At 71.3% G+C, this 19,512-nt stretch carries 16 protein-coding genes; 2 read left to right on the forward strand and 14 right to left on the reverse strand.

Annotated elements, in window-relative coordinates; all coding sequences use genetic code 11:
• Positions 1-34: 34 nt before the first annotated feature.
• The 11 genes from BLR90_RS13915 to BLR90_RS13965 all read right to left on the reverse strand — a co-directional run bounded on the left by BLR90_RS13915 (position 35) and on the right by BLR90_RS13965 (position 12,396).
• The gene (locus tag BLR90_RS13915; RefSeq protein ID WP_091025814.1) at positions 35-1,897 is read right to left on the reverse strand and encodes an AMP-dependent synthetase/ligase; all 1,863 of its coding nucleotides are present in this window, start codon (positions 1,895-1,897) and stop codon (positions 35-37) included.
• The gene (locus BLR90_RS13920; RefSeq protein ID WP_091025815.1) at positions 1,897-3,075 is read right to left on the reverse strand and encodes an acyl-CoA dehydrogenase family protein; all 1,179 of its coding nucleotides are present in this window, start codon (positions 3,073-3,075) and stop codon (positions 1,897-1,899) included. The genes BLR90_RS13915 and BLR90_RS13920 overlap by 1 nt, the downstream gene beginning before the upstream one ends.
• 1 nt (position 3,076) lies before the next feature.
• A complete protein-coding gene (locus BLR90_RS13925; protein ID WP_091025816.1) occupies positions 3,077-4,222 on the reverse strand; it encodes an acyl-CoA dehydrogenase family protein in 1,146 nt (381 codons plus the stop codon).
• 93 nt (positions 4,223-4,315) lie between these two features.
• On the reverse strand, positions 4,316-5,410 hold the full coding sequence (locus tag BLR90_RS13930) for an MlaD family protein (RefSeq protein ID WP_091025817.1): 1,095 nt from the start codon (positions 5,408-5,410) through the stop codon (positions 4,316-4,318).
• Positions 5,407-6,504 (reverse strand): MCE family protein, encoded by a 1,098-nt coding sequence (locus tag BLR90_RS13935; RefSeq protein WP_170254389.1) that lies wholly within the window; start codon positions 6,502-6,504, stop codon positions 5,407-5,409. Before BLR90_RS13935 ends, BLR90_RS13930 begins: the two co-directional genes overlap by 4 nt.
• The gene (locus BLR90_RS13940; protein ID WP_170254390.1) at positions 6,501-7,595 is read right to left on the reverse strand and encodes an MCE family protein; all 1,095 of its coding nucleotides are present in this window, start codon (positions 7,593-7,595) and stop codon (positions 6,501-6,503) included. The genes BLR90_RS13935 and BLR90_RS13940 overlap by 4 nt, the downstream gene beginning before the upstream one ends.
• On the reverse strand, positions 7,592-8,578 hold the full coding sequence (locus tag BLR90_RS13945) for an MCE family protein (protein WP_143016220.1): 987 nt from the start codon (positions 8,576-8,578) through the stop codon (positions 7,592-7,594). The genes BLR90_RS13940 and BLR90_RS13945 overlap by 4 nt, the downstream gene beginning before the upstream one ends.
• A complete protein-coding gene (locus tag BLR90_RS13950) occupies positions 8,575-9,582 on the reverse strand; it encodes an MCE family protein (protein ID WP_170254391.1) in 1,008 nt (335 codons plus the stop codon). The genes BLR90_RS13945 and BLR90_RS13950 overlap by 4 nt, the downstream gene beginning before the upstream one ends.
• 8 nt (positions 9,583-9,590) lie before the next feature.
• Entirely contained in the window at positions 9,591-10,670 is a 1,080-nt protein-coding gene (locus tag BLR90_RS13955) for an MCE family protein (RefSeq protein ID WP_091025822.1), read from the reverse strand.
• Positions 10,670-11,527, reverse strand: a complete 858-nt coding sequence (locus BLR90_RS13960) for an ABC transporter permease (protein ID WP_091025823.1) — start codon at positions 11,525-11,527, stop codon at positions 10,670-10,672. The genes BLR90_RS13955 and BLR90_RS13960 overlap by 1 nt, the downstream gene beginning before the upstream one ends.
• On the reverse strand, positions 11,524-12,396 hold the full coding sequence (locus tag BLR90_RS13965; RefSeq protein WP_091025824.1) for an MlaE family ABC transporter permease: 873 nt from the start codon (positions 12,394-12,396) through the stop codon (positions 11,524-11,526). The genes BLR90_RS13960 and BLR90_RS13965 overlap by 4 nt, the downstream gene beginning before the upstream one ends.
• A 189-nt stretch (positions 12,397-12,585) precedes the next feature.
• Between BLR90_RS13965 and BLR90_RS21295 the strand changes: the two genes are divergently transcribed.
• On the forward strand, positions 12,586-13,311 hold the full coding sequence (locus tag BLR90_RS21295; RefSeq protein ID WP_091025825.1) for a MerR family transcriptional regulator: 726 nt from the start codon (positions 12,586-12,588) through the stop codon (positions 13,309-13,311).
• A 13-nt stretch (positions 13,312-13,324) separates the two neighbouring features.
• Here BLR90_RS21295 and BLR90_RS13975 read toward each other — a convergent pair whose 3' ends face one another.
• Both BLR90_RS13975 and BLR90_RS13980 read right to left on the reverse strand, forming a co-directional pair.
• Positions 13,325-14,353, reverse strand: a complete 1,029-nt coding sequence (locus BLR90_RS13975) for an LLM class F420-dependent oxidoreductase (RefSeq protein WP_091025826.1) — start codon at positions 14,351-14,353, stop codon at positions 13,325-13,327.
• 73 nt (positions 14,354-14,426) lie between these two features.
• The gene (locus tag BLR90_RS13980; RefSeq protein ID WP_091025827.1) at positions 14,427-16,556 is read right to left on the reverse strand and encodes an acyltransferase family protein; all 2,130 of its coding nucleotides are present in this window, start codon (positions 16,554-16,556) and stop codon (positions 14,427-14,429) included.
• A gap of 135 nt (positions 16,557-16,691) precedes the next feature.
• On the opposite strand from BLR90_RS13980, the gene npdG reads away from it, so the two are divergent.
• Positions 16,692-17,363 carry an NADPH-dependent F420 reductase gene (gene npdG / locus BLR90_RS13985; protein WP_091025828.1) on the forward strand — a complete coding sequence of 224 codons (672 nt, stop codon included), beginning with the start codon at positions 16,692-16,694 and terminating at the stop codon, positions 17,361-17,363.
• On the opposite strand, the gene BLR90_RS13990 is transcribed toward npdG, so the two are convergent.
• Positions 17,352-19,475 carry an acyltransferase family protein gene (locus BLR90_RS13990; protein ID WP_091025829.1) on the reverse strand — a complete coding sequence of 708 codons (2,124 nt, stop codon included), beginning with the start codon at positions 19,473-19,475 and terminating at the stop codon, positions 17,352-17,354. The genes npdG and BLR90_RS13990 overlap by 12 nt on opposite strands.
• Between the last annotated feature and the right edge of the window lie 37 nt (positions 19,476-19,512).

The following is a 19,512-nucleotide window of genomic DNA, read 5'->3' on the forward strand; positions in this document are numbered from 1 at the left end:
GTGACTCTTCACGCCGACTCGGTGGTCGGGACGGTCAGCTGTAGAGGCGGTCCAGGACGTCGGAGTACTTCTGGTTGACGACGCGGCGCTTGAGCTTGAGGGTCGGGGTGAGCTCCTCGGACTCGGCGGTCCACTCGACGGGGAGTAGCTCGAAGGCCTTGACCTGCTCGGGACGCGAGAGGCGCTCGTTGGCGGCGTCGACGGTGGCCTGGGCCATGCCGAGGATCGCCGGGTGCTGGGCGAGCTCGGCCAGGTCCTGGTACTCGACGCCGAGCTTCTCCGCGACGATCGGCGCGATCTCCGCGTCGAGGGTCATGATCGCGACGACGTAGGGACGCCCGTCGCCGATCGCCATGGCGTGGCCGATGATCGGCGACTCCTTGAGGTAGTTCTCGATGTTGGACGGCGCGATGTTCTTGCCCGCGGAGGTGATGATCAGCTCCTTCTTGCGGTCCACGATCGCGAAGAAGCCGTCGCCGTCGAGGGTGCCGATGTCGCCGGTGTGGACCCAGCCGTCCTGGTCGATCAGGTTGCGGGTGGCCTCCTCCTGGCGGTGGTAGCCGGGCGTGACGACCGGTCCGCGGACCAGCACCTCGCCGTCGTCGTCGAGGCGCACCTCGATGCCGGGCGTCGCGCGGCCGACCGAGCCGAGCCGGAAGTTGCCCGGACCGTTGGCGGTGATCGCGCCGCAGGTCTCGGTCATGCCGTAGACGTCGTAGACGGCGAGGCCCAGGCCGGCCATGAACTTGGCGACCTCCAGCGGCATGGGCGCGGCGGCGGAGCCGGCCCAGGTGACGCGGTCGAGGCCGAGCAGCAGCTTGAGGAAGCCCAGGATCGCCTCGTCGGCCTCGCGGTAGGCCGCCTCGATCTCCGGGGTCATCTCCTTGCCGACCTCGGTGGCCTGGACCCACGCGAGCCCGGCGGCCATCGACCGCTCGACCATCGCGACGTTGTCGGGGTTGGGGTCGGCGGCGAGCTTGGCGGAGATACCGGTCTTGATCTTCTCCCACACGCGGGGTACGCCGAAGAACGCCGTCGGGCGGACCTCGCCCAGCGCGGCGAGGAGCTCGGAGGGGTCGCCGATCGCGTGCATGTGGCTGCCCTGGATCTGCGGGCCGTAGAGCCCGAGGACCCGCTCGGCGATGTGCGCCAGCGGCAGGTAGCTGACCGCGACCTGGGGGTCGTGGAGTCCGGCGGCCTCGAGGGTGCTCAGTGCCTCGTAGAGGACGTTGTGGTGGGTGAGGACGACGCCCTTGGGGTTGCCCGTGGTGCCCGACGTGTAGAGGATCGTCGCCGGCGTCTCGGGCTTCACCTGGGCCGCGCGCGCCTCCAGCTCCGAGGCGAGCTCGTCGCGCTGGGAGGAGCCCAGGGCCACCAGGTCGTCCCAGCTGAGGAAGCGGTCGCCCTCGGGGACGTCGGAGGCGTTGATGACCACGACGGTGGCGATGCTGTCGACCTCGTCGAAGGCCTTGGCCCAGCGGGTGAGGTGGTCGGCGTTCTCGACCACCACCGCGGTGGGGCGGGACTCGCCCGCGACGTAGGCGACCTGGGTCGCCGACAGCGTGTTGTAGATCGACATCGGGGTGGCGGCCGCGTGCACCGCACCCATGTCGGCGACGTAGTGCTCGGTGCGGTTGGACGACATGATCGCCACGGTGTCGCCGACGGCCACGCCACGGGCGACGAGACCGGCGGCCACGTCGAGGGCGAGCTCGCGGGTCTCGGCCCAGGTCAGGGTGCGCCAGCTCTCGCCCTCGGCCGCGCCGTGCCGGTGGGAGTACGCCGGGTCGTCGGCCTTGTCGCGCGCGGTCGCGGCGAGCATGTCGATCAGGGTCCGTCCCCCGACCTGGTCCTCGATCCGGGCTCGCTCGGCGAGAACGTCGTTGTTCTGGGTCATCAATAGCTCCTGGGCAGGTTGAGCATCTGGGTTCCGATGTGAGCGAGGATGAGTTCCTCGGCCACGGGGATGTTCTTGCCGATCCGGCTGTCCCGGAACAGCCGCTCGATCGGGTACTCCTTCGAATACGCCATGCCGCCGAACGTCTGGAACGCCTGGTTGGCGGCCTCCCAGGCGACTTGGGCTCCGGTTAGTTTGGCCACGTTGGTCTCGTTGCCACAAGGGCGACCTTGGTCGAAGAGCCACGCTGCCTTGTAGGTCATCAGGCGCGCCAGCTCGGTCTTGGCCTTGAGCTGGGCCAGCGGGAACTGGATCGCCTGGTTGGCACCGATCGGCCGACCGAAGACCTCGCGCTGCGTGGCGTACTCCGCCGCGAGCTCCAGCGCCACCTCGGCGGCGCCGACACCGCCGGCCGCGGCGAGGATCCGCTCGGGGTTGAGCACGTCCCAGAGCACCGGGAAGCCGTTGTCGACCTCGCCGACGACCTGGGAGGCGGGCACCCGGACGTCGTCCAGGAAGACCTGGCTCGACGTGACGACGTTGCCGCCCATCTTGGGGATCGGCGTGTAGGTGAGCGTGCCGTCGGCGAGCGCCTGCTTGACGTCGACCAGCAGGATCGTGAACCCGGCCGTGCGGGGCTTGGCGTCCTCGAGCGGCGTCGTGCGGGTGACGACCAGCATCCAGTCGGCGTTCTCGACGCCGGAGATCCAGATCTTCTGTCCCTTGACCAGGAAGTCGTCCCCGTCGCGGCGCGCCGACGTGCGGATGGCGAGCGCGTTGCTGCCGGCGTCGGGCTCGGTCAGCGCGAGGCAGAACTGCACGTCGCCGGTGGCGACGCCGGGCAGGATCGTCCGCTTCTGCTCCTCGGTGCCGTGCCGCGACAGCGTCATCGCGCCGAACCCCGGGGTCAGGATGTAGAGGAAGATCCCGGCCGTGCCGCCCGACGCCGCGAGCGTCTCGCAGGCGACGGCGAGCTCGAGCATCCCGGCCCCGCCCCCGCCGTACTCCTCGGGGACGGAGAGCCCGATCCAGCCGCCGTCGGCCAGGTCCTTCCAGGCCTCGCTGGGGAACCGGTGGTCCTCCTCGCACGCCGACCAGTAGTGGTGGTCGTACTTGGCGGCGATGGCGGCGACGCCGTCGCGTACGGCGAGGGCCGAGTCGGGGAGGTCGAAGTCCACGTCAGATGCCCAGGCTCCGGCCGATGATCTCCTTCTGGATCTCCGTCGTGCCGCCGTAGATCGTCTGGATCCGGCTGTCGACGTAGGCCTTGGAGATGGGGTACTCCGACATGTAGCCGTAGCCGCCGTGGAGCTGGACGCCCTGGTCGACGATCTTCTTCTGGAGCTCGGTGGTCCACCACTTGGCCATAGACGCCAGCGTCGTGTCGACCTCGCCGGCGTTGAGCTTGGTCACGCAGTCGTTGACGAAGACCCGGGCGATGTGGACCTCGGTGGCCATCTCGGCCAGCAGGAACCGGTTGTGCTGGAACTTGCCGATCGGCCGGCCGAAGGCCTCGCGCTCCTTGGCGTAGCTCAGGCACAGCTCGAGCACGTGCTCGCAGGCGGCGACGGCGATGGCGGCGATCGAGATCCGCTCCTGCGGCAGGTTGACCATCAGCGAGATGAAGCCGGAGCCCTCCTCGCCGAGCAGGTTGGTCTTGGGCACCTCGACGTTGTCGAAGAACAGCTCGGAGGTGTCCTGGGCCTTGAGGCCCATCTTCTCGAGGTTGCGGCCGCGCTCGAAGCCCTCCATGCCGCGCTCGACCACCAGCAGGCTGATGCCCTGGTGCCCGGCGTCGGGGTTGGTGCGGGCCACGACGATCACCAGGTCGGACATGATCCCGTTGCTGATGAACGTCTTGGAGCCGTTGACGACGTAGTGGTCGCCCTTGTCGACGGCAGTCGTGCGGATGCCCTGGAGGTCGGAGCCGGCGCCCGGCTCGGTCATCGCGATCGCCGAGATCAGCTCGCCGCTCACCAGGCCGGGGAGCCAGCGCTGCTTCTGCTCCTCGGTCCCGAGCTGGCTGATGTAGGGGACGATGATGTCGGTGTGCACGGGGAAGCCGAGCCCGCTGGCCCCGACCTTGCTGATCTCCTCGGCGATGATCATGTTGTAGCGGAAGTCCTTGATGCCGGCGCCGCCGTACTCCTCGTCTACGTCGAAGCAGAGCAGGCCCTGCGCGCCCGCCCTGGTCCAGACCTCGCGGCTGACCATGCCGTCCTTCTCCCACTGCGCGTGGTGCGGGACGACCTCCTTGTCCATGAACGACCGCACGGTGGAGCGGAAGTCCTCGTGCTCCTGCTCGTAGATGGAAGGGGTCTGCATCGTGGGGCCTCCGTGGGGGTTCGTGGTTTCAGCGCAACTGTGACAGCAAGACTGTCACGATTCAAGGGATGGTTCCACACCCCGGTACGGCGGTCACGGGGTGGGCACGTTCTGGGAGCCGCGGGCCTGGATCCCGGGCGCCTCGGTGGTGCACCGTCGCTGCAGGCCGAGCGGCACGTCCTCGAGGTCCGAGGGGTCGCGCTGGTCGTCGGTGTAGATGCAGTTCTTCAGCACCTTGGGGACCAGCAGCACGTGGCCGGTGCCGTCGCGGGTGCTCCCGGCCATCGCGAGCACCTGACGGGGCACCCAGTCGAGCCAGACGTGCAGCCCGGGCAGGTGGGCCTCCGACATCTCCATGAGCGGCGACATCACGCCGAGCAGGTCGGAGAGAACGGGAGCGGTGCTGCGCCACAGGTCGCTGACGAGGGGGAGCAGGGTCGAGCCGTCGTCGATGAGGCGGCGGATGGTGGGATCGGCGCGACGCAGCTCCTCGGAGACGAGTGCGAGGTCGCGCGCGAAGCGCCTCAGCTCGCCCTCCTTGGCGACCCCCGTGCGCAGCGGGACCTGCCCGTCGACCACCAGCGAGGTGAGGTCCGGCTCGAGCTCCTGGAGCAGGGCGAAGGTCCGCTCGAGCTCGACCGTGGTCGCGCGCAGGTCGGCCGAGCCGTCGCCGAAGGCGAGCTCGGCCTCACGCGCGATCGTCCGCAGGTCTCGTACGTCGATCCGTGCGAGCAGGTCCTGGGTGTCCGCGATCACCGTGTGGATCGGCAGCGGGACGCTGGTCTCGGAGGCCGCGATCGTGGTGCCCTCCTCCAGCCACGGGCCGGAGCCGGTGCGGGGCCGGATGTCGAGGTACTGCTCGCCGACCGCGGACAGGTTGCGCACCAGGAAGTCGCTGTCGCGCGGCACCTTGACGCCCTCGTCGATGGCGATGGTGGCGACCACGCCCTCCTCGTCGAGCCCGACGTCGGTGACCGCGCCGATGCGCTGGCCGCGGTAGTTGACCGTCGACTTCTCGTGCAGGCCGGCCGCTTCCGGGAGGTGGACCCGCACCTCGTAGGGGTCGCGGAAGAGCCCGCCCCCGACCACGATGTCGGCGACGTAGACGGTGCCGCCGACCAGGATCACCAGCAGCAGCGCCTGCGCGACGCGGGCCCGCTGGCGCAGCTTGAGCTGGGTGCGGCTCATCGGGTGCTCCTCGGGGTCTCGGCCGGCGACCCGGGGATCGCGGCGTCCAGGAAGCCGAGCAGCGACGGCAGGTCGGGCAGATCCGGCAGGTCTGGCAGGTCTGGCAGGTCGGGCCCGGGCGGCTGCGTGGGGTCGGGCACCAGGTCGCGGGGCGCCAGCTCGAAGGTCAGGTCGAAGTTGGAGAAGTCGCCCGGGCTCGCGATGGCGGTCTTGCGGCCGAACTCGAGGATGCCGTCGAGGATCGGCACCAGGTGCCGACGGCTGCGGTTGAGGCTGCGCAGCACCGGGCCGAGCTCGCTGACGGCGGTCACCAGGTCGCGGCGCGAGCTGGTGACGACCCGCGCCGACGTGACGCCGAACCGGCGTACCTGCTTCAGCAGCGCCATCAGCGACGTCCGCTGGCGGGCCAGGGCGCGCACGGTCGGCGACAGCTCGGTGACCGCCTTCGACAGCACCGGGGCGTCGGCGGCGAGCGCGGTGCTGAGCCGGTCGAGGCCGGCCAGGGTCAGGTCGATGTCGTCGGTGTGGGCGTTGAGCGAGCGCATGGTCGAGTCGAGCCGTGTGACCAGGCTGCGCACCTCGCCGGTGTTGCCGGTCAGGGCGACGTTGAGCTCGTCGACGATGGTCTTGATGTCGCCGTAGCTGCCCCCCGTGACCACGACCGACAGCGAGCTGAGCAGGTCACTGACGTCGGGTGCGCGCAAGGTGCTGGCGACCGGGATGGTCCCGCCCTCGGCGAGCTCGGGTCCGGTGCCGTCGATGAGCTCGACGAACGCGGTGCCCATCGGGGAGGTGAGCCGGATCTCGGCCCGGACACCCTCGTGCAGCCGGGCGTCCTCGACGATCTCCATCCCGACGTGCGCCTCGTAGTCGTGCACCTCGATCGACCCCACCTGCCCGATCGTGGCGCCCTCGAGCTTGACCGGGGCCTCCGGTGGCAGGTTGAGGGCGCTGTCGAACACCGCCTCCATCTCGTACGTCGGTCCGCTCACCAGCGACGGCGTGGGGACGTCCTGCAGCTCGAGCCCGCAACCCGTCGTACCCACTCCCAGTGCGAGCGCGACCACGGCGAGACGAACGGATGCGCGGGTCACGGGAAGTCCCCCGGGAACTGGTCGAGGATGCCGTCGAGGAGCGGGTCCAGGAGCCCGCCGCCGTCGGGCTGGAACAGCACGTCGCACAGGGGGACGCGGAGCTGGTCACACATCTCGGCGCGGAAGACCGAGCTGAACGGGCCGACCTTCGTGGAGAACTGCACCCGCAGCCGGCCGAGCTCGAAGTCGTAGGCCTGGGCGAGGTTCTGGGCGAGCGTGGGCATGGTGTCGAACGCCTCGGCGAGCTGGTCCTGGCGTCGGTGCACGACCCGGGCGACCTGGAGCGCCGCCTCCAGGTCGCCCTGGAGCACGTCGCGGTTGCGGCGCACGAAGGTCGTGGTCAAGGTGCTCAGGTCGGCGAGCGAGGTCAGCGTCTGGCGCAGGCTGCGCCGCTGCTGGGCGACCACGTGCGTCGACAGGCTGACGCTGTTGGCGAACCGGCGGATGGTGGTGTCGCGACGGCGCAGGGCCTGGGCCAGGAGCGCGAGGTTGCCGGTCACGGCGCGGATATCCTCGCTCTTGCCGTTGACGGTGCGCAGGGCGCGCTCCCCGGCGACCAGGGCGTCGCGGATGCGCAGGCCGTTGCCGTCGAGCGTGTCGGCGCCGACGGCGAGCAGGTCGCCGACGTCCTTGCCGCCGCGCGTGCTGCCGTCGAGGGCCCGCACGAGCTCGTCGATCGACTCGGTGACCTCGTCGATGGTGGCCGGGCTGCGGGTGTGGGCGTCGTCGATGTGGGCCCCGTCGGCGAGCACCTCGCCGCCGGTGTAGGCCGGGCCGAGCTCGACGTACCGGTCGGTGACCAGGGCCGACTGCAGGACCACCGCGCCCGCGTCGGCGGGCAGCTCGGTGCCGGGGGCCAGCTCCATGTGCACACGCATCGTGGTGCCGCGCGGCTCGATCGAGGTGATCTCGCCGACGGGGACGCCGAGGAACTCCACGTCGTTGCCGACGTAGAGGCCGGTCGTGTCGGAGAAGTCGGCGGTGACGGTCAGTGGCTCGTCGTGCGAGCGCGTCGTCCACGCCACGAGGGCGGCCGCGACCAGGGTCGCGGCGACCAGGGCGGCGACCAGACGGGTGGGCAGGCGGGTCACGTGCAGTCCTCCGGCCGGGTCGTGGTGCAGATGAGGTCGTCGGGGAAGACGAAGTAGGGGGAGTTGACGCCCAGCCAGGGACCGTCGCCGGTGCCGTTGGTGAAGAAGCGCATCGCCGGCCCGGCCAGCTCGAGGGTGCGGTCGAGGTCGGCCTTGTGGGCGGTGAGGACCCGCAGCACCTTGCGGGCGTCGCGCAGCGTCGCCCCCAGGCCGGCCTGGTTGTCGCGCACCAGGGAGGTGAGCCGGACGACGAGGTCGCGGCTGTCGTGCAGGAGCAGCCGCAGCGCCTCGCGCCGTTCGTAGACCATCGTCATCACCAGGTCGGCGTCGGTCATCAGCGACACCAGCTCGTCCTGCTGGTCGACGAGCAGGTCTGTCACCGCTCGCGTCGACTCGAGCAGCCGGTCGAGCTGGCCGTCCCGGGTCGAGACGATCCCCGACACCTCGGTCATCCCGTCGAGCGCCGCCGCCAGGTCGCCGGGCCGACCGCGCAGGTCGGTGCTGAGCGTGTCGATCGCCTTCTCCATCAGAGCCAGGTCGAGAGCCTCGACCTCCGGGGTGGCGTCGAGCCAGAAGCGCTCGAGCGTGTACGTCGTGTCGGCCTGCGCCTTGTCCAGGGTGTCGCCCGACTCCAGGGGCTCGCCCTCACCCGGGTCGAGCTCGAGGTAGCGCTTGCCCAGCAGGGACACCAGCTTGACCTGCGTGCGCGTGTCCGTCGTCAGCTCGACGTCGTCGCTGGTCGTGAAGTCGACGTGGACGGTGTCGCCCTTGGCAGTCACCGATGTCACCCGGCCGACCTCGAGACCGGCGACGCGCACCGCGTCGCCGGCCCGCAGGCCGGCGGCGTGCGGCAGCTCGGCGTGGTAGCCGGTGTCGCGCGGGATCACGCGGACCGCGACCACGAGCGCGGCCAGCACCAGCACCACGATCACCGGGACGGCGAGGCGGTGCTGCCGGGGGCCGCGCTTCCTGGGCGTGGTCATCGGCACCGCTCCGTGTGCCGGTCGCCCGGCGGGAAGTCGAGCGGCGGGCTCCCGGTCGTCTTGAGGTCGAGGTTGCAGATGTAGACGTTGAGGAAGCTGCCGTAGCTGAGCGTCTTGATGTAGAGCGCCAGCTGGGTGGGGAGGCCCGAGATGCCGTCGCGCAGCGCCACGGTGTTGGCGGCCAGGAACGCGGTGAAGGTCCGCAGCCCCGCGATGTCGCGCGTGATCGCGGTGCCGGTGTCGTCGAGGAGACCGTCGGCCAGCGAGGTCAGCTCCTGGATGCTGTCCATGCTGGCGCCGATGGCGTCGCGGTCCTGCGCGAGACCGTGGGTGAGGTCGCCGAGGTCGGTGATCAGGGTGGCGATCTGCTTGCGGTGGCCGGCGGTGGTCTCGAGGACCAGGCTGACGTTGTCGACGACCTGGCTGATCACCTCGTCGCGCTCGGCGATGTTGCCGGTGAGCACGGCGGTCTGCCGCAGCAGGTCGCGCAGGGTCGGGCCCTGCCCCTGCAGGGTCTGCACGAGGTTGCCGGCGAGCTGGTTGACGTCGGCGCCGTCGAGGTTGTCGAAGAGCGGCTTGAACGCGTTGAACAGGGCGGTCAGGTCGAGCGCCGGGCTGGTGCGCTCCAACGGGATCGTCTCGCCGTCGCGGAGCGGCCGCTGGCCGGCGGCGCCGGGTGAGAGCGCGACGTACCGCTGTCCCATGAGGTTGAGGTAGTCGATCGACGCGAGGGTGCCGGCGTCGAGCTCCTGCGTGCGCTCGACGTCGATGGTCACGAGCGCGACCTCGCCGACGAGGCGGGTCTCGGAGACCCGGCCGACGCGGACGCCGGCGATGCGGACGTCGTCGCCGACCCGGAGCCCGGCCGCGTCGCTGAACTCCGCGTGCACCCGCAGTGTCTCGCCGTCGGTGCCCTGCGACAGGGTCCGGCCCACCATGCTCGTGAGCACGACCGAGACGAGTGCGAACAGCAGTACGCCGATGACGGGTCCGGGGTTGCGCACCAGTCCTCTCATCGGGCACCCCGGCAGTTCTTGCCCTCGAGGTGGCCGTAGCGCGGGCAGTCGTCGGCGTCGTAGGCGTCGGGGAACTGGCCGCCGATGGCGGCGTTCATCTGGATCGCGGTGCCCTGGATCGCGTTGGCGCCGTTGACCAGCACCGGCGGCAGCTTGCGCAGCAGCTCCTCGAACGGGGCATGGCGCTGCGCGAACGCCTCGATCGTGGCCGCGGCGCCGTGGAGCACGTTGACGAACGTGGCGGTGTTGTCCATGAGGAAGCCGTTGACGCTCGTGAGCAGCGTGGTGCCGCCCTCGAGGAGGCGGCGGGTGGCGCGCTCCTTCTCGGCGATGGTGCGGGCGACGGGCAGCGAGTCCTCCAGCGCGGAGACGAGCTCGGGCTCGATGTCGGCGAGCGTGTCGACGTTGCGCGCGATCAGCTCGAGGTCCTCGTAGAACGTCGCCTCGTGGGGGGCCCAGGCCGCGAGCAGCCGGTCGGCGTCCTGGATGAACCGGGCCAGGTCGTCGCCGCGTCCGTCCAGGGCGGAGGAGAGCTGTGAGATCGCCGCGTCGAGACGGGCCGGGTCGACGGCGACCAGCAGCCGCTGGGTCGCGCTGAACGTGTCCATCAGCCGCAGCGTCCGCGCGGAGCGGTCGGCCGCGATGACCGCCCCGTCGGCGATCGGGCTCGCGCTCGCGCTCGCGCCCGCCCCGCCGTCCGGGGTGAGGAGCTCGACGTACTCGTTGCCGAACAGGGTGCCGGGCAGCACCCGCGCGACCACGTCCCCGGGGATCTGGTCGGCGTGCTCGCGGATCAGCACGATCCGCGCCGAGGGCTCGCTCCCCGAGACGACCTCCAGGACCCGGCCGACGCGCAGCCCGCGGAACTTCACGTCGGAGCCGACCCCCAGAGAGTCGCCGGTCGTCGTCAGCCGGGCGTCGACGGAGAGGTCGCGGGTGAGCAGGCCGACGTAGGAGCCGCCGAGGTAGGCGGCGACGGCCATGAACACCGTGACGGCGAGGGCGCCGATGCCGAACTGGCGCAGCCGTACGGCGCGCGGCGAGCGCTGGGCGTGGGGATAGAGGAAGTCGCTCATCAGCCCGAGATCTGCACTTGCTGGTCGGGGCCCCAGAGGGCCAGCGTCAACAGGATGTCCAGGACGGTCAGGGCGATGATGCTGGAGCGGATCGCGCGCCCGGTGGCGCGCCCCACTCCCTCCGGACCGCCGGACGCGGTGAAGCCGTGGTAGCAGTGGATCACCGTCACCACGGTCGTCAGCACGACCACCTTGAGCCCGGAGTAGAGCACGTCGACGGGCGAGACGAAGGTCTGGAAGTAGTGGTCGTAGGTGCCGGCCGACTGGCCGTAGAACGTCGTCACCATGACGTCGGTCGCGAGGTAGGTGCCGACCAGCCCGATCAGGTAGAGCGGGAGGATCACGATCCACGACGCGATCAGGCGGGTGCTGACGAGGTAGGGGATGGGCCGGATCGCCATCGCCTCGAGCGCGTCGATCTCCTCGTTGATGCGCATCGCGCCGATCCGCGAGGTGAAGCCGCAGCCGATCCGGGCCGCGAAGCCGAGCGAGGCCACGATCGGGGCCAGCTCACGGGTGTTGGCGTAGCCGGAGATGAAGCCGGTCAGCGGCGCCAGCCCGATCACCTCGAGGCCGTTGTAGCCCTCGAGCCCGACCTCGGTCCCGGTGAGCGTCGAGAGCAGCAGGACCACGCCGACCACGCCGCCGCCGACCACGAAGATGCCGGAGCCGAGGGTGACCTCGGCCAGCACCCGGCCCACCTCGCCGCGGTAGTGCGTGATCGCGATCCGGGTGCCGAGCAGGGCCCGCCAGGCGAGCACCACCTGGGCGCCGATCCCGGCACCGGTCCCGACCACGGCGCGGTCGGCGGCCGCGCGCGCTCGTCCGGGGGTACGTCCGGGGACCACGGTGCTCATCCGAGCGGACCCCCGACGAAGGTCGTGTGGAGCTGCGAGATCGCGAAGTTGGCGGCGAAGAGCAGCACGAAGTTGACCACCACGGCGCTGGTCACCGCGTCGCCGACGCCCGTGGGCCCCTGCTTGGCGTTGACACCCTTGTAGGAGGCGACGACCGCGCAGATCACCGCGAAGATCGCGGCCTTGCCCAGCGAGAGCCAGAGGTCGGAGAGCTGCGCGAGCGTGGTCACGGACGCGAGGTAGCTGCCCGGCGGGAGGTTCATCACCGCGACGCTGACGAACAGCGTGGTCATGATCGTGAAGAACATGACCACCCCGTTGAGGAGCACGGCCACGGTCACCGTCGCGAGCATCCGGGGTACGACGAGCCGTTCGGTGACCGAGATGCCCATGACCTCCAGGGCGTCGAGCTCCTCGCGGATCTTGCGCGCCCCGAGGTCCGCGCAGATGGCCGACCCCGCCACCCCGGAGAGCATCAGGGCGGTGATCAGAGGTGAGGCCTGGCGGACGACGGCGAGGGTGTTGCCGGCGCCGGTGAACGACACCGCGCCGACCTCCTGCGCGAGCACGCCCACCTGGAGCGCCAGGATGATTCCGAACGGCACCGACACCGCGAGCGCCGGCAGGGTGCACACGCGGACGGCGTACCAGGTCTGGACGAAGTACTCCTCGAGCGGGAACCGCCGCTGGACGATGGTGCGCACCGTCCCGGAGATGACCTGCTCGCCGAAGCGCAGCAGCGCGAGCAGCTCGGCGATGGGCTTGAGGTCGCGCAGGTTGCGTCGGTAGCCGGCCCGGAGCTCGGTGGTGAACGACTCCCGCAGGGACCCGCCGGCGGCGGGTGGCAGCGCGGGGGCGCGGTTCACCATGGAAGTACCTCAGGGGTCGGAGGGAGCAGCCTCGGGTGTGACAGCAGGACTGTTACACAAGCACTGTCACATTCGTCCCTGCGCGACGTCAAGTGGTCCGGGTCACAGATTTCGCGGGCCCGTCAGCCGTGGACCTCGCTGCGGCGCGGCAGTTGGCGGCAGCTGTTTGACAGTATTACTGTGACAGTCATGAGTGCTCAGCCAGACGATCTGCCGAGTGGCCTGCTCACGATCGACGAGCTCTCCGCCGCCGTCGGGATGACCGTCCGCACCACCCGCTACTACGCCAGCCTCGGGCTCATCCCGACGCCCGTACGGCGGGGCCGGGTGGCCTACTACGACGACGTCCACAAGGCCCGGCTGGAGGTCGTGCGGGCCCTGCAGGAGCACGGGTTCACGCTTCAGGCGATCGAGGGCTTCCTGGCCAGCGTGCCACTCGACGCGACCGTCGAGGACCTCGTCCTGCAACGGGCCATGCTCACGTCCTGGACGGGCAAGCCGCCCGAGCAGCTGACCCGCCGCCAGCTCGAGAAGAAGGCCAGCCGGAGCCTCTCCGACGACGACCTGTCCCTGCTCGAGAAGCTCGGCAGCATCGAGCGCACCGACGGCGGCTGGGTCGCGATGCCCAACCTCCAGGTCGGCGTCGGCCTGCTCGACCTCGACATCCCCGAGGACAGCATGGGCAAGGCCGGCGACGCCATCCGCCGGCACATGGAGGCGCTGGTCGAGGACCTCACCGAGATCCTCCGGACCGAGGTGCTCGAGCCCTACCGCCGTGACGCCCACTCGCCGGCCGACGCCGAGCGCCTCGAGATGACCATGGCCCGGCTGCGCCAGCTCACCCTCGAGGCCGTCGTCACCGGCTTCCAGCGCGCCGCCAACGCCGTCATCACGCGCTCGCTGGCCCGCGACTGAGTCGGTCCGACCGTCAGGACACCCACTCCTTGACCTGGGCGATGGTGCCCGCGGGGTCGTCGGAGGCGGGGACGAGGGACAGGTTGGTGACCCCGGCCTCGCGGAAGGCGGCGATCCGCTCCTGGACGTACGACGCGGGGCCGACCAGGTTGCCCGCCTCGAGCCACTCGAGAGGCACCAGGGCCTCGGCGTCGCGCTTGTTGCCGTCGAGGTAGAGGTCCTGGATCTGCTTGGCCTCCTTCTCGTAGCCGTACTGGCAGGCGAGCTCGTTGTAGAAGTTCTTGCCGCGCGCGCCCATGCCGCCGACGTACAGCGCATACATCGGGCGCATGAAGTCGAGCATCCCCTTGACGTCCTCGCCGATCGCGACCATGCCGCCGGCGCTGATCTCGAGAGGCCCGAGGTCGGCCGAGCGCTTGGCTGTGCCGGCGGCGAGGGCGTCTCCCCACACGTCCTTGGCCTTCTCGGGGTGGAAGAGGAAGGGCAGCCAGCCGTCGGCCACCTCGGCGGTCATCGTCACGTTCTTGTCGCCGAGGGCGGCGACCCAGAGAGGTACGACGGGGCGCTCGGGCTTGTTGAGCAGCTTGAGCGGCTTGCCGAGCCCGAGGCCCTGGTCGGCCGGCAGTGGGAGCTTGAAGATGCCGTCACTGACCAGCGGCTCACGGCGCAGGCCCATCCGGATGATCTCGATGACCTCGCGGGTGCGGCCGAGCGGCTTGTCGTAGGGCAGGCCGTGGAAGCCCTCGATCACCTGGGGGCCGGAGGCGCCCAGGCCGATGACCGCGCGGCCACCGGAGACGTTGTCGAGGCCGGCGGCGGTCTGGAGCAGGGCGCCGGGGGTGCGGGAGTAGACGTTGAGGATGCCGGCACCGATCTCGACGGTCTCGGTCTTGGCGGCGAGGTAGCCCATCAGCGTGGGGGCGTCGAAGCCGTAGGGCTCGGCCACCCAGATGGTGTCCAGGCCTGCCTTCTCCAGGGCGACCACCTGGTCGGCGGACTCGCGCGGGTTGCCGGCGTAGACGAGCGGCATGGACAGCTTCATGGGGGATCCCTCGGGTCGGAGCGGGAAGAGCGGGCGGAGCGGGCGGAGCGGGTCAACTGTGACAAGTTCACTGTCAAGATGGCAAGGCCCGGGCGTGTGATCTGGTCGAGGAGGTCACGCCCAGCGCGTCGCCGAGCGGCCCGGCCAGCGCCGCGGCGTACTCCGTCGTGAGGTGCTCGCTGTCGCGGTAGGTCAGGGTGCCGCCGACCACGACCGGGCAGTCGCCGTCGTCGCAGAGCCACGGGGTCGGGTCGACGACCTCGGCTCCGGACGCCAGGGCCGAGTCGACCGCGACCTGCGCCAGCGTCTCGGAGCGCTCGACCGGGCTGAAGAGGCAGTCGCCCAGGTCGGGCTCGCCCCGGGACAGGCAGGTGCCCGGGTCACGCGGCGACGTCGGTACGTCGCGCAGCAGGACCACGCGGCCGGCGTCCTGCTGGAGCGTCGCGAACAGGTCGGCGTAGCCGGTGCTGAGCAGCGCGGAGACGTCCGGCACCGACTCCCGGCGCTCGGAGCCGTCGTAGACGCCGTTGGCCGGCGCCGCGGAGGAGACCACGACGAGGTCGGGGTGCAGGTCGCCGACCTGCGACACCACCCAGTCCTGGAAGTCCCGGCACTCGGTGAACGGGCGGTCCTCGTGGACCGGGGCGACCAGCACGTGGGCGGCGCCGCACTGGGGCTTGACGAGGTAGAAGGCACGCCAGCCGGCGTCGGCGATGATCCGGTCGAACGCCGGGATCCAGGCCCGGGCGTGGGAGTCGCCGATCACGACGAGCGTGCGCCCGGCGGCCCCGGACCCGCGCGGGCAGAGCGTCCGCACGTCGTCGGCGTAGGCGCACTCGCCGACGTCGGCGACGCTCTCGCGCAGCTCCAGCAGGTCGGGCGTGAGGTCGCTGGGTACGGCGACCCCGGCACGCGCGGCGTCCACCGACGCCTCCACCAGGGCGACCGCCGCGTCGTCCGGCGTGAGCGTGACCGGGCCGGCCACCGCGGCGGCGACGGTGATCGCCGGGTTGTCGCCGCGCTCGCCGCCGCGGACCTCGGTCCAGTGCCAGCCCACGAGACAGGTCGCGGCCACGAGGGTGACGCTCGCGGGGTAGAGCACCAGGCTGCGCGGGAGCCGCGCACCCGGAGCGGGACGCCCGGTGCGGAACGGCGTCTCGACGAAGCGGAAGGTCAGGCCCGAGACGACGAGCACCGCCGCCACGACGAGCGCGGTCTCCCACGCCCGCAGCTCACGCGCCAGCACCCGCTCGCCGAGCACCAGCGCCGGCCAGTGCCACAGGTAGATCGAGTAGGACCAGTCGCCGAGGACCCGCATCGGCGCGTTGTCGAGCAGGACCATCGTCGCCGCTTCGTGCCGCCCGGAGCCGGCCAGCAGCACCAGCACGGAGCCGAGCACGGGAGGCACGGCGTAGCCCGGGAGCGACGTACCCGGGTCGAGCAGCAGGCAGGACAGGCCGACCATCGCCAGGCCCGCGGCGGCCAGCAGCGTGAGGGCACGCCGGGTCAGCAGCCGGGTCACGGCGGCGGCCACCAGTGCCGTCAGGGCGCCGGCGCCGAGCTCCCAGGCGCGCATCGGCGTCGAGAAGTACGCCGAGCCCGGCTGCGTCGCACCCAGCCACAGGGACCAGGCGAACGAGCCGCCGGTGACGACGAGGAGCATCCAGAGGACCGCCCGTCGGGGCAGCCGCGGCTGCCCCGGGCGCGGCCCGACGACCAGCCGTGTCACTCCGACGCAGACCAGCAGCAGCACCGGCCACACGACGTAGAACTGTTCCTCGACGGCCAGTGACCAGTAGTGCTGGAGCGGCGAGGTGCCGGTCGAGAAGTAGGACGTGTCCTGCTCGGCGAAGTGGACGTTGGCGGCGAAGAGCGTCGACCAGACGGCGTCCTCGACCACCTGGCGCGCGTCGATCAGGCTCGTCCACAGCAGCGAGACCACGACCGTGACGACCGTGACCAGGGTCGCGGCTGGGAGGATCCGCCGGGCCCGGCGCGTCCAGAACGACGTGAGCGACACCCGCCCGGAGCCGGCGACCTCGCGGAACAGCAGCCGGGAGATCAGGAAGCCGGAGATGACGAAGAAGACGTCGACACCGACGAAGCCGCCGGCGAGGAACGGGACCCCGGCATGCGCCGCCACCACCGTGAGCACGGCGACGGCGCGCAGTCCCTGGATGTCGCCGCGCTTCCCAGTCGCCATCCGCCCTCCGCCGCGTCCCGGCCGCCTCGAGCCTCTTCGGTGCAACGTATCCAGCAGGTGGCCCTCGTCACGGGCGCCACGCGGTCGGGTGAGATAGTGCCGAACCACCTGCCAGACCGACCTGAGGAGCCCAGCGTGACGACCTACCGCATTGCCGTGATCGGTGGCACCGGACCCCAGGGCAAGGGCCTGGGCTACCGCTTCGCCCGGCACGGCCACTCGGTGGTCCTGGGCTCGCGGGCGGCCGAGAAGGCCGTCCCCGTCGCCGAGGAGGTCACCCAGCGGCTCGCCGGCGCGGAGGGCGCGGGCGAGGTCACGGGCGCGGCCAACGCCGATGCCTGCGCCGACGCCGACGTGGTCCTCCTCGCGGTGCCGTACGACGGTCACGACGACCTGGTCGCCACGTTGCCGCTGGACGGCAAGGTCGTCATCTCCTGCGTCAACCCGCTCGCCTTCGACAAGCAGGGCCCGCACGGCCGCGTCATCGACGCGGGCGAGGGCTCAGCGGCCGAGTCGGCCCAGCGGCTGGCCCCGGCCTCGACCGTCGTGGGTGCCTTCCACCACGTCTCGGCCGTCACCCTCTGGGGAGACCACGACTACCTCGACGACGAGGACGTCCTCGTCTGCGGTGACTCCGCGGAGGCCAAGGCCGTGGCGATCGAGCTGGCCCGGTGCGTGACCAGCCGCGACGGGATCGACGCCGGCGCGCTGCGCCTGGCCCGCCAGCTCGAGCCGCTGACCGCCGTACTGATCTCGATCAACAAGCGCTACAAGGCCCACTCCGGAGTCCGGATCTCAGGGCTCTGACGGTTCCTCGGGGCTCCAGATCCCGAGGGCCTCACCGAGCGGCTCGGCCAGCTCGGCGGCCCGGGTGGCGCTGATGTGCCCGCGGTCGCGGTAGGCGATCGTCGACCCCACGACCGTCGGGCAGAGCCCGTCGGCGCACAGCCACGCAGCCGGGTCGATCTCCTCGACGCCGACCTGCGTGGCGACCCCGGTCGCCAGCTCACGCATCTGGGTGCCGGTCACGTCGGGCGCGAGGGTGCAGTCGGCCAGGCCGACCCCGAAGGTCGAGAGGCACACGGCCGGGTCGACGGCGAGCCGCGGCACGTCGGAGAGCATGACCAGGCGGTCGGCCAGGGGCTGGTAGGTCTCGAGCATGTCGGCGAGCCCGACGCGGAGGGCCGCGGAGATGTCGTCGAGGCTGCGCAGCCGACGGCCGTCGCCGTCGGTCAGCCCGGTGATCGGTGCGGCCGAGGAGACGACCAGCAGGTCAGGGTCGAGGGCCTCGATCTGCTCGCGGGTCCAGTCGTGGAAGTCGTCGCACTCGGGCCAGGGCTCGCCGGTGAACACCTCTGAGGGCGAGACGAACGCGGCGGTGCACTGGGCCTTGACGAGGTAGAAGGCGCGGTAGCCCGCGCGCTCCGCGATCACGTCGAACGCCGGGACCCAGGCGCGGGCGTGGGAGTCGCCGACCACGACCAGCGTCTTGGTGCCGTCGTCGTCGCCGCGGGGGCACAGCTCCCAGTCGGCCCCGCCCTCGTAGAGACAGTCGCCGACGTCGGGCAGGTCGTCGAGCAGGTCCAGCAGGTCGGGCGTCAGGTCGCTGGGCACCGGCAGGTCGGCCTGGGCGGCCAGCACCGAGGCCCGCACCAGGTCCTCGGCCCCCTGCTCGGCGATCCCGAACTGCGCCGTCGAGATCGCCGGGTTGTCGCCGTGCTCGCTGACCCGGTAGTCCGACCACGCCCAGCCGGCTCCGGCGGTGGAGCCCACGAGCGCGAGGAAGACCGGGTAGAGCACCAGGGTCCGGCGCGGACGTGACCAGGCACGCTTGGTCCGGAACGGGGTCTCGACGAAGCGGTGGGTGAAGTAGCCGAGCTCGAAGGTCAGCGCCACCATCAGCAGCACCTCGACCGTGCGCAGGTCCCGGCCCAGGGCGGCCACCGGGATCACCAACAGCGGCCAGTGCCAGAGGTAGAGCGAGTAGGACCAGTCCCCGACCGCCCGCATCGGGGCCAGCGACAACATGCGTGCGGCCCACGTGGTGCGGGAGTTCTGGCGGGCCCCGGAGTAGAGGACCGCCGCGGTGCCGAGCACGGGCAGCAGCGCCGCGTAGCCCGGGAAGGCGAGGCCGGCGTCGAAGGCGACGCAGGCGCCGGCGATCGCGGCCAGGCCGCCCCAGGCCACGACCTCGTTGGTCACCCGACCGCGGAGCGTGCGCCCGCTGTGTACGACGATCGCGACGCCCGCGCCGACCGCGAGCTCCCAGGCGCGGGTCAGGGTCGAGAAGTAGGCCGACTGCGGCGCGGTGTCGGTGCGCAGCATCGACCACACGAGGCTGGCGGTGGCGATGGCGGCGACCAGGACCAGCAGCGCGTGCAGGGCACCGGCCCGTCGTCCGTGCCGCTCGGCGGCCCACCAGAAGCAGAGACCGACCAGCAGCGGCCACACCAGGTAGAACTGCTCCTCCACGGCGAGGGACCAGTAGTGCTGGACGGGGGAGGGTGCCGCCTCGTTGGCGAAGTAGTCGACGCCCTGGTGGGCGAAGCGGATGTTGGCGGCGAAGACCGCCGACCACAGCGCGTCCTTGGCCAGGTCGATCGCCTCGAGCACGCTCATCCAGATCAGCGAAGCGATCACCGTCAGGACGAGCACGACACTGGCGGCGGGCAGGATCCGCCGGGCCCGGCGGGCGTAGAACGTCGGCAGCGACAGGCGCCCGGTCCGGGCGGCCTCGGTGACGAGCAGCTGGGTGATCAGGAAGCCGGAGATGACGAAGAAGACGTCCACGCCGACGTAGCCACCGGGCAGGAACGGCAGTCCCGCGTGGGCCGCGATGACGGTGATCACCGCGATCGCGCGCATCCCCTGGATGTCGTCTCGGAAGCCTGGCTTCCGCGGCGCGCTGGGGGAGGTCATGGTCCTGCGAAATTACCAAGAGTTCGGCTTGGCGCCG

This window comes from Nocardioides szechwanensis (assembly GCF_900103935.1).
Classification (GTDB): Bacteria; Actinomycetota; Actinomycetes; order Propionibacteriales; family Nocardioidaceae; genus Nocardioides; species Nocardioides szechwanensis.

Excerpts from the sequence above, each read along its gene's own strand:
- BLR90_RS13915 (WP_091025814.1), bottom strand. The coding sequence starts at position 1,897 with ATGACCCAGAACAACGACGTTCTCGCCGAGCGAGCCCGGATCGAGGAC.
- BLR90_RS13925 (WP_091025816.1), bottom strand. The coding sequence starts at position 4,222 with ATGCAGACCCCTTCCATCTACGAGCAGGAGCACGAGGACTTCCGCTCC.
- BLR90_RS13930 (WP_091025817.1), bottom strand. The coding sequence starts at position 5,410 with ATGAGCCGCACCCAGCTCAAGCTGCGCCAGCGGGCCCGCGTCGCGCAG.
- BLR90_RS13945 (WP_143016220.1), bottom strand. The coding sequence starts at position 8,578 with ATGACCACGCCCAGGAAGCGCGGCCCCCGGCAGCACCGCCTCGCCGTC.
- BLR90_RS13955 (WP_091025822.1), bottom strand. The coding sequence starts at position 10,670 with ATGAGCGACTTCCTCTATCCCCACGCCCAGCGCTCGCCGCGCGCCGTA.
- BLR90_RS13960 (WP_091025823.1), bottom strand. The coding sequence starts at position 11,527 with ATGAGCACCGTGGTCCCCGGACGTACCCCCGGACGAGCGCGCGCGGCC.
- BLR90_RS13965 (WP_091025824.1), bottom strand. The coding sequence starts at position 12,396 with ATGGTGAACCGCGCCCCCGCGCTGCCACCCGCCGCCGGCGGGTCCCTG.
- BLR90_RS21295 (WP_091025825.1), top strand. The coding sequence starts at position 12,586 with ATGAGTGCTCAGCCAGACGATCTGCCGAGTGGCCTGCTCACGATCGAC.
- BLR90_RS13975 (WP_091025826.1), bottom strand. The coding sequence starts at position 14,353 with ATGAAGCTGTCCATGCCGCTCGTCTACGCCGGCAACCCGCGCGAGTCC.
- BLR90_RS13980 (WP_091025827.1), bottom strand. The coding sequence starts at position 16,556 with ATGGCGACTGGGAAGCGCGGCGACATCCAGGGACTGCGCGCCGTCGCC.
- BLR90_RS13990 (WP_091025829.1), bottom strand. The coding sequence starts at position 19,475 with ATGACCTCCCCCAGCGCGCCGCGGAAGCCAGGCTTCCGAGACGACATC.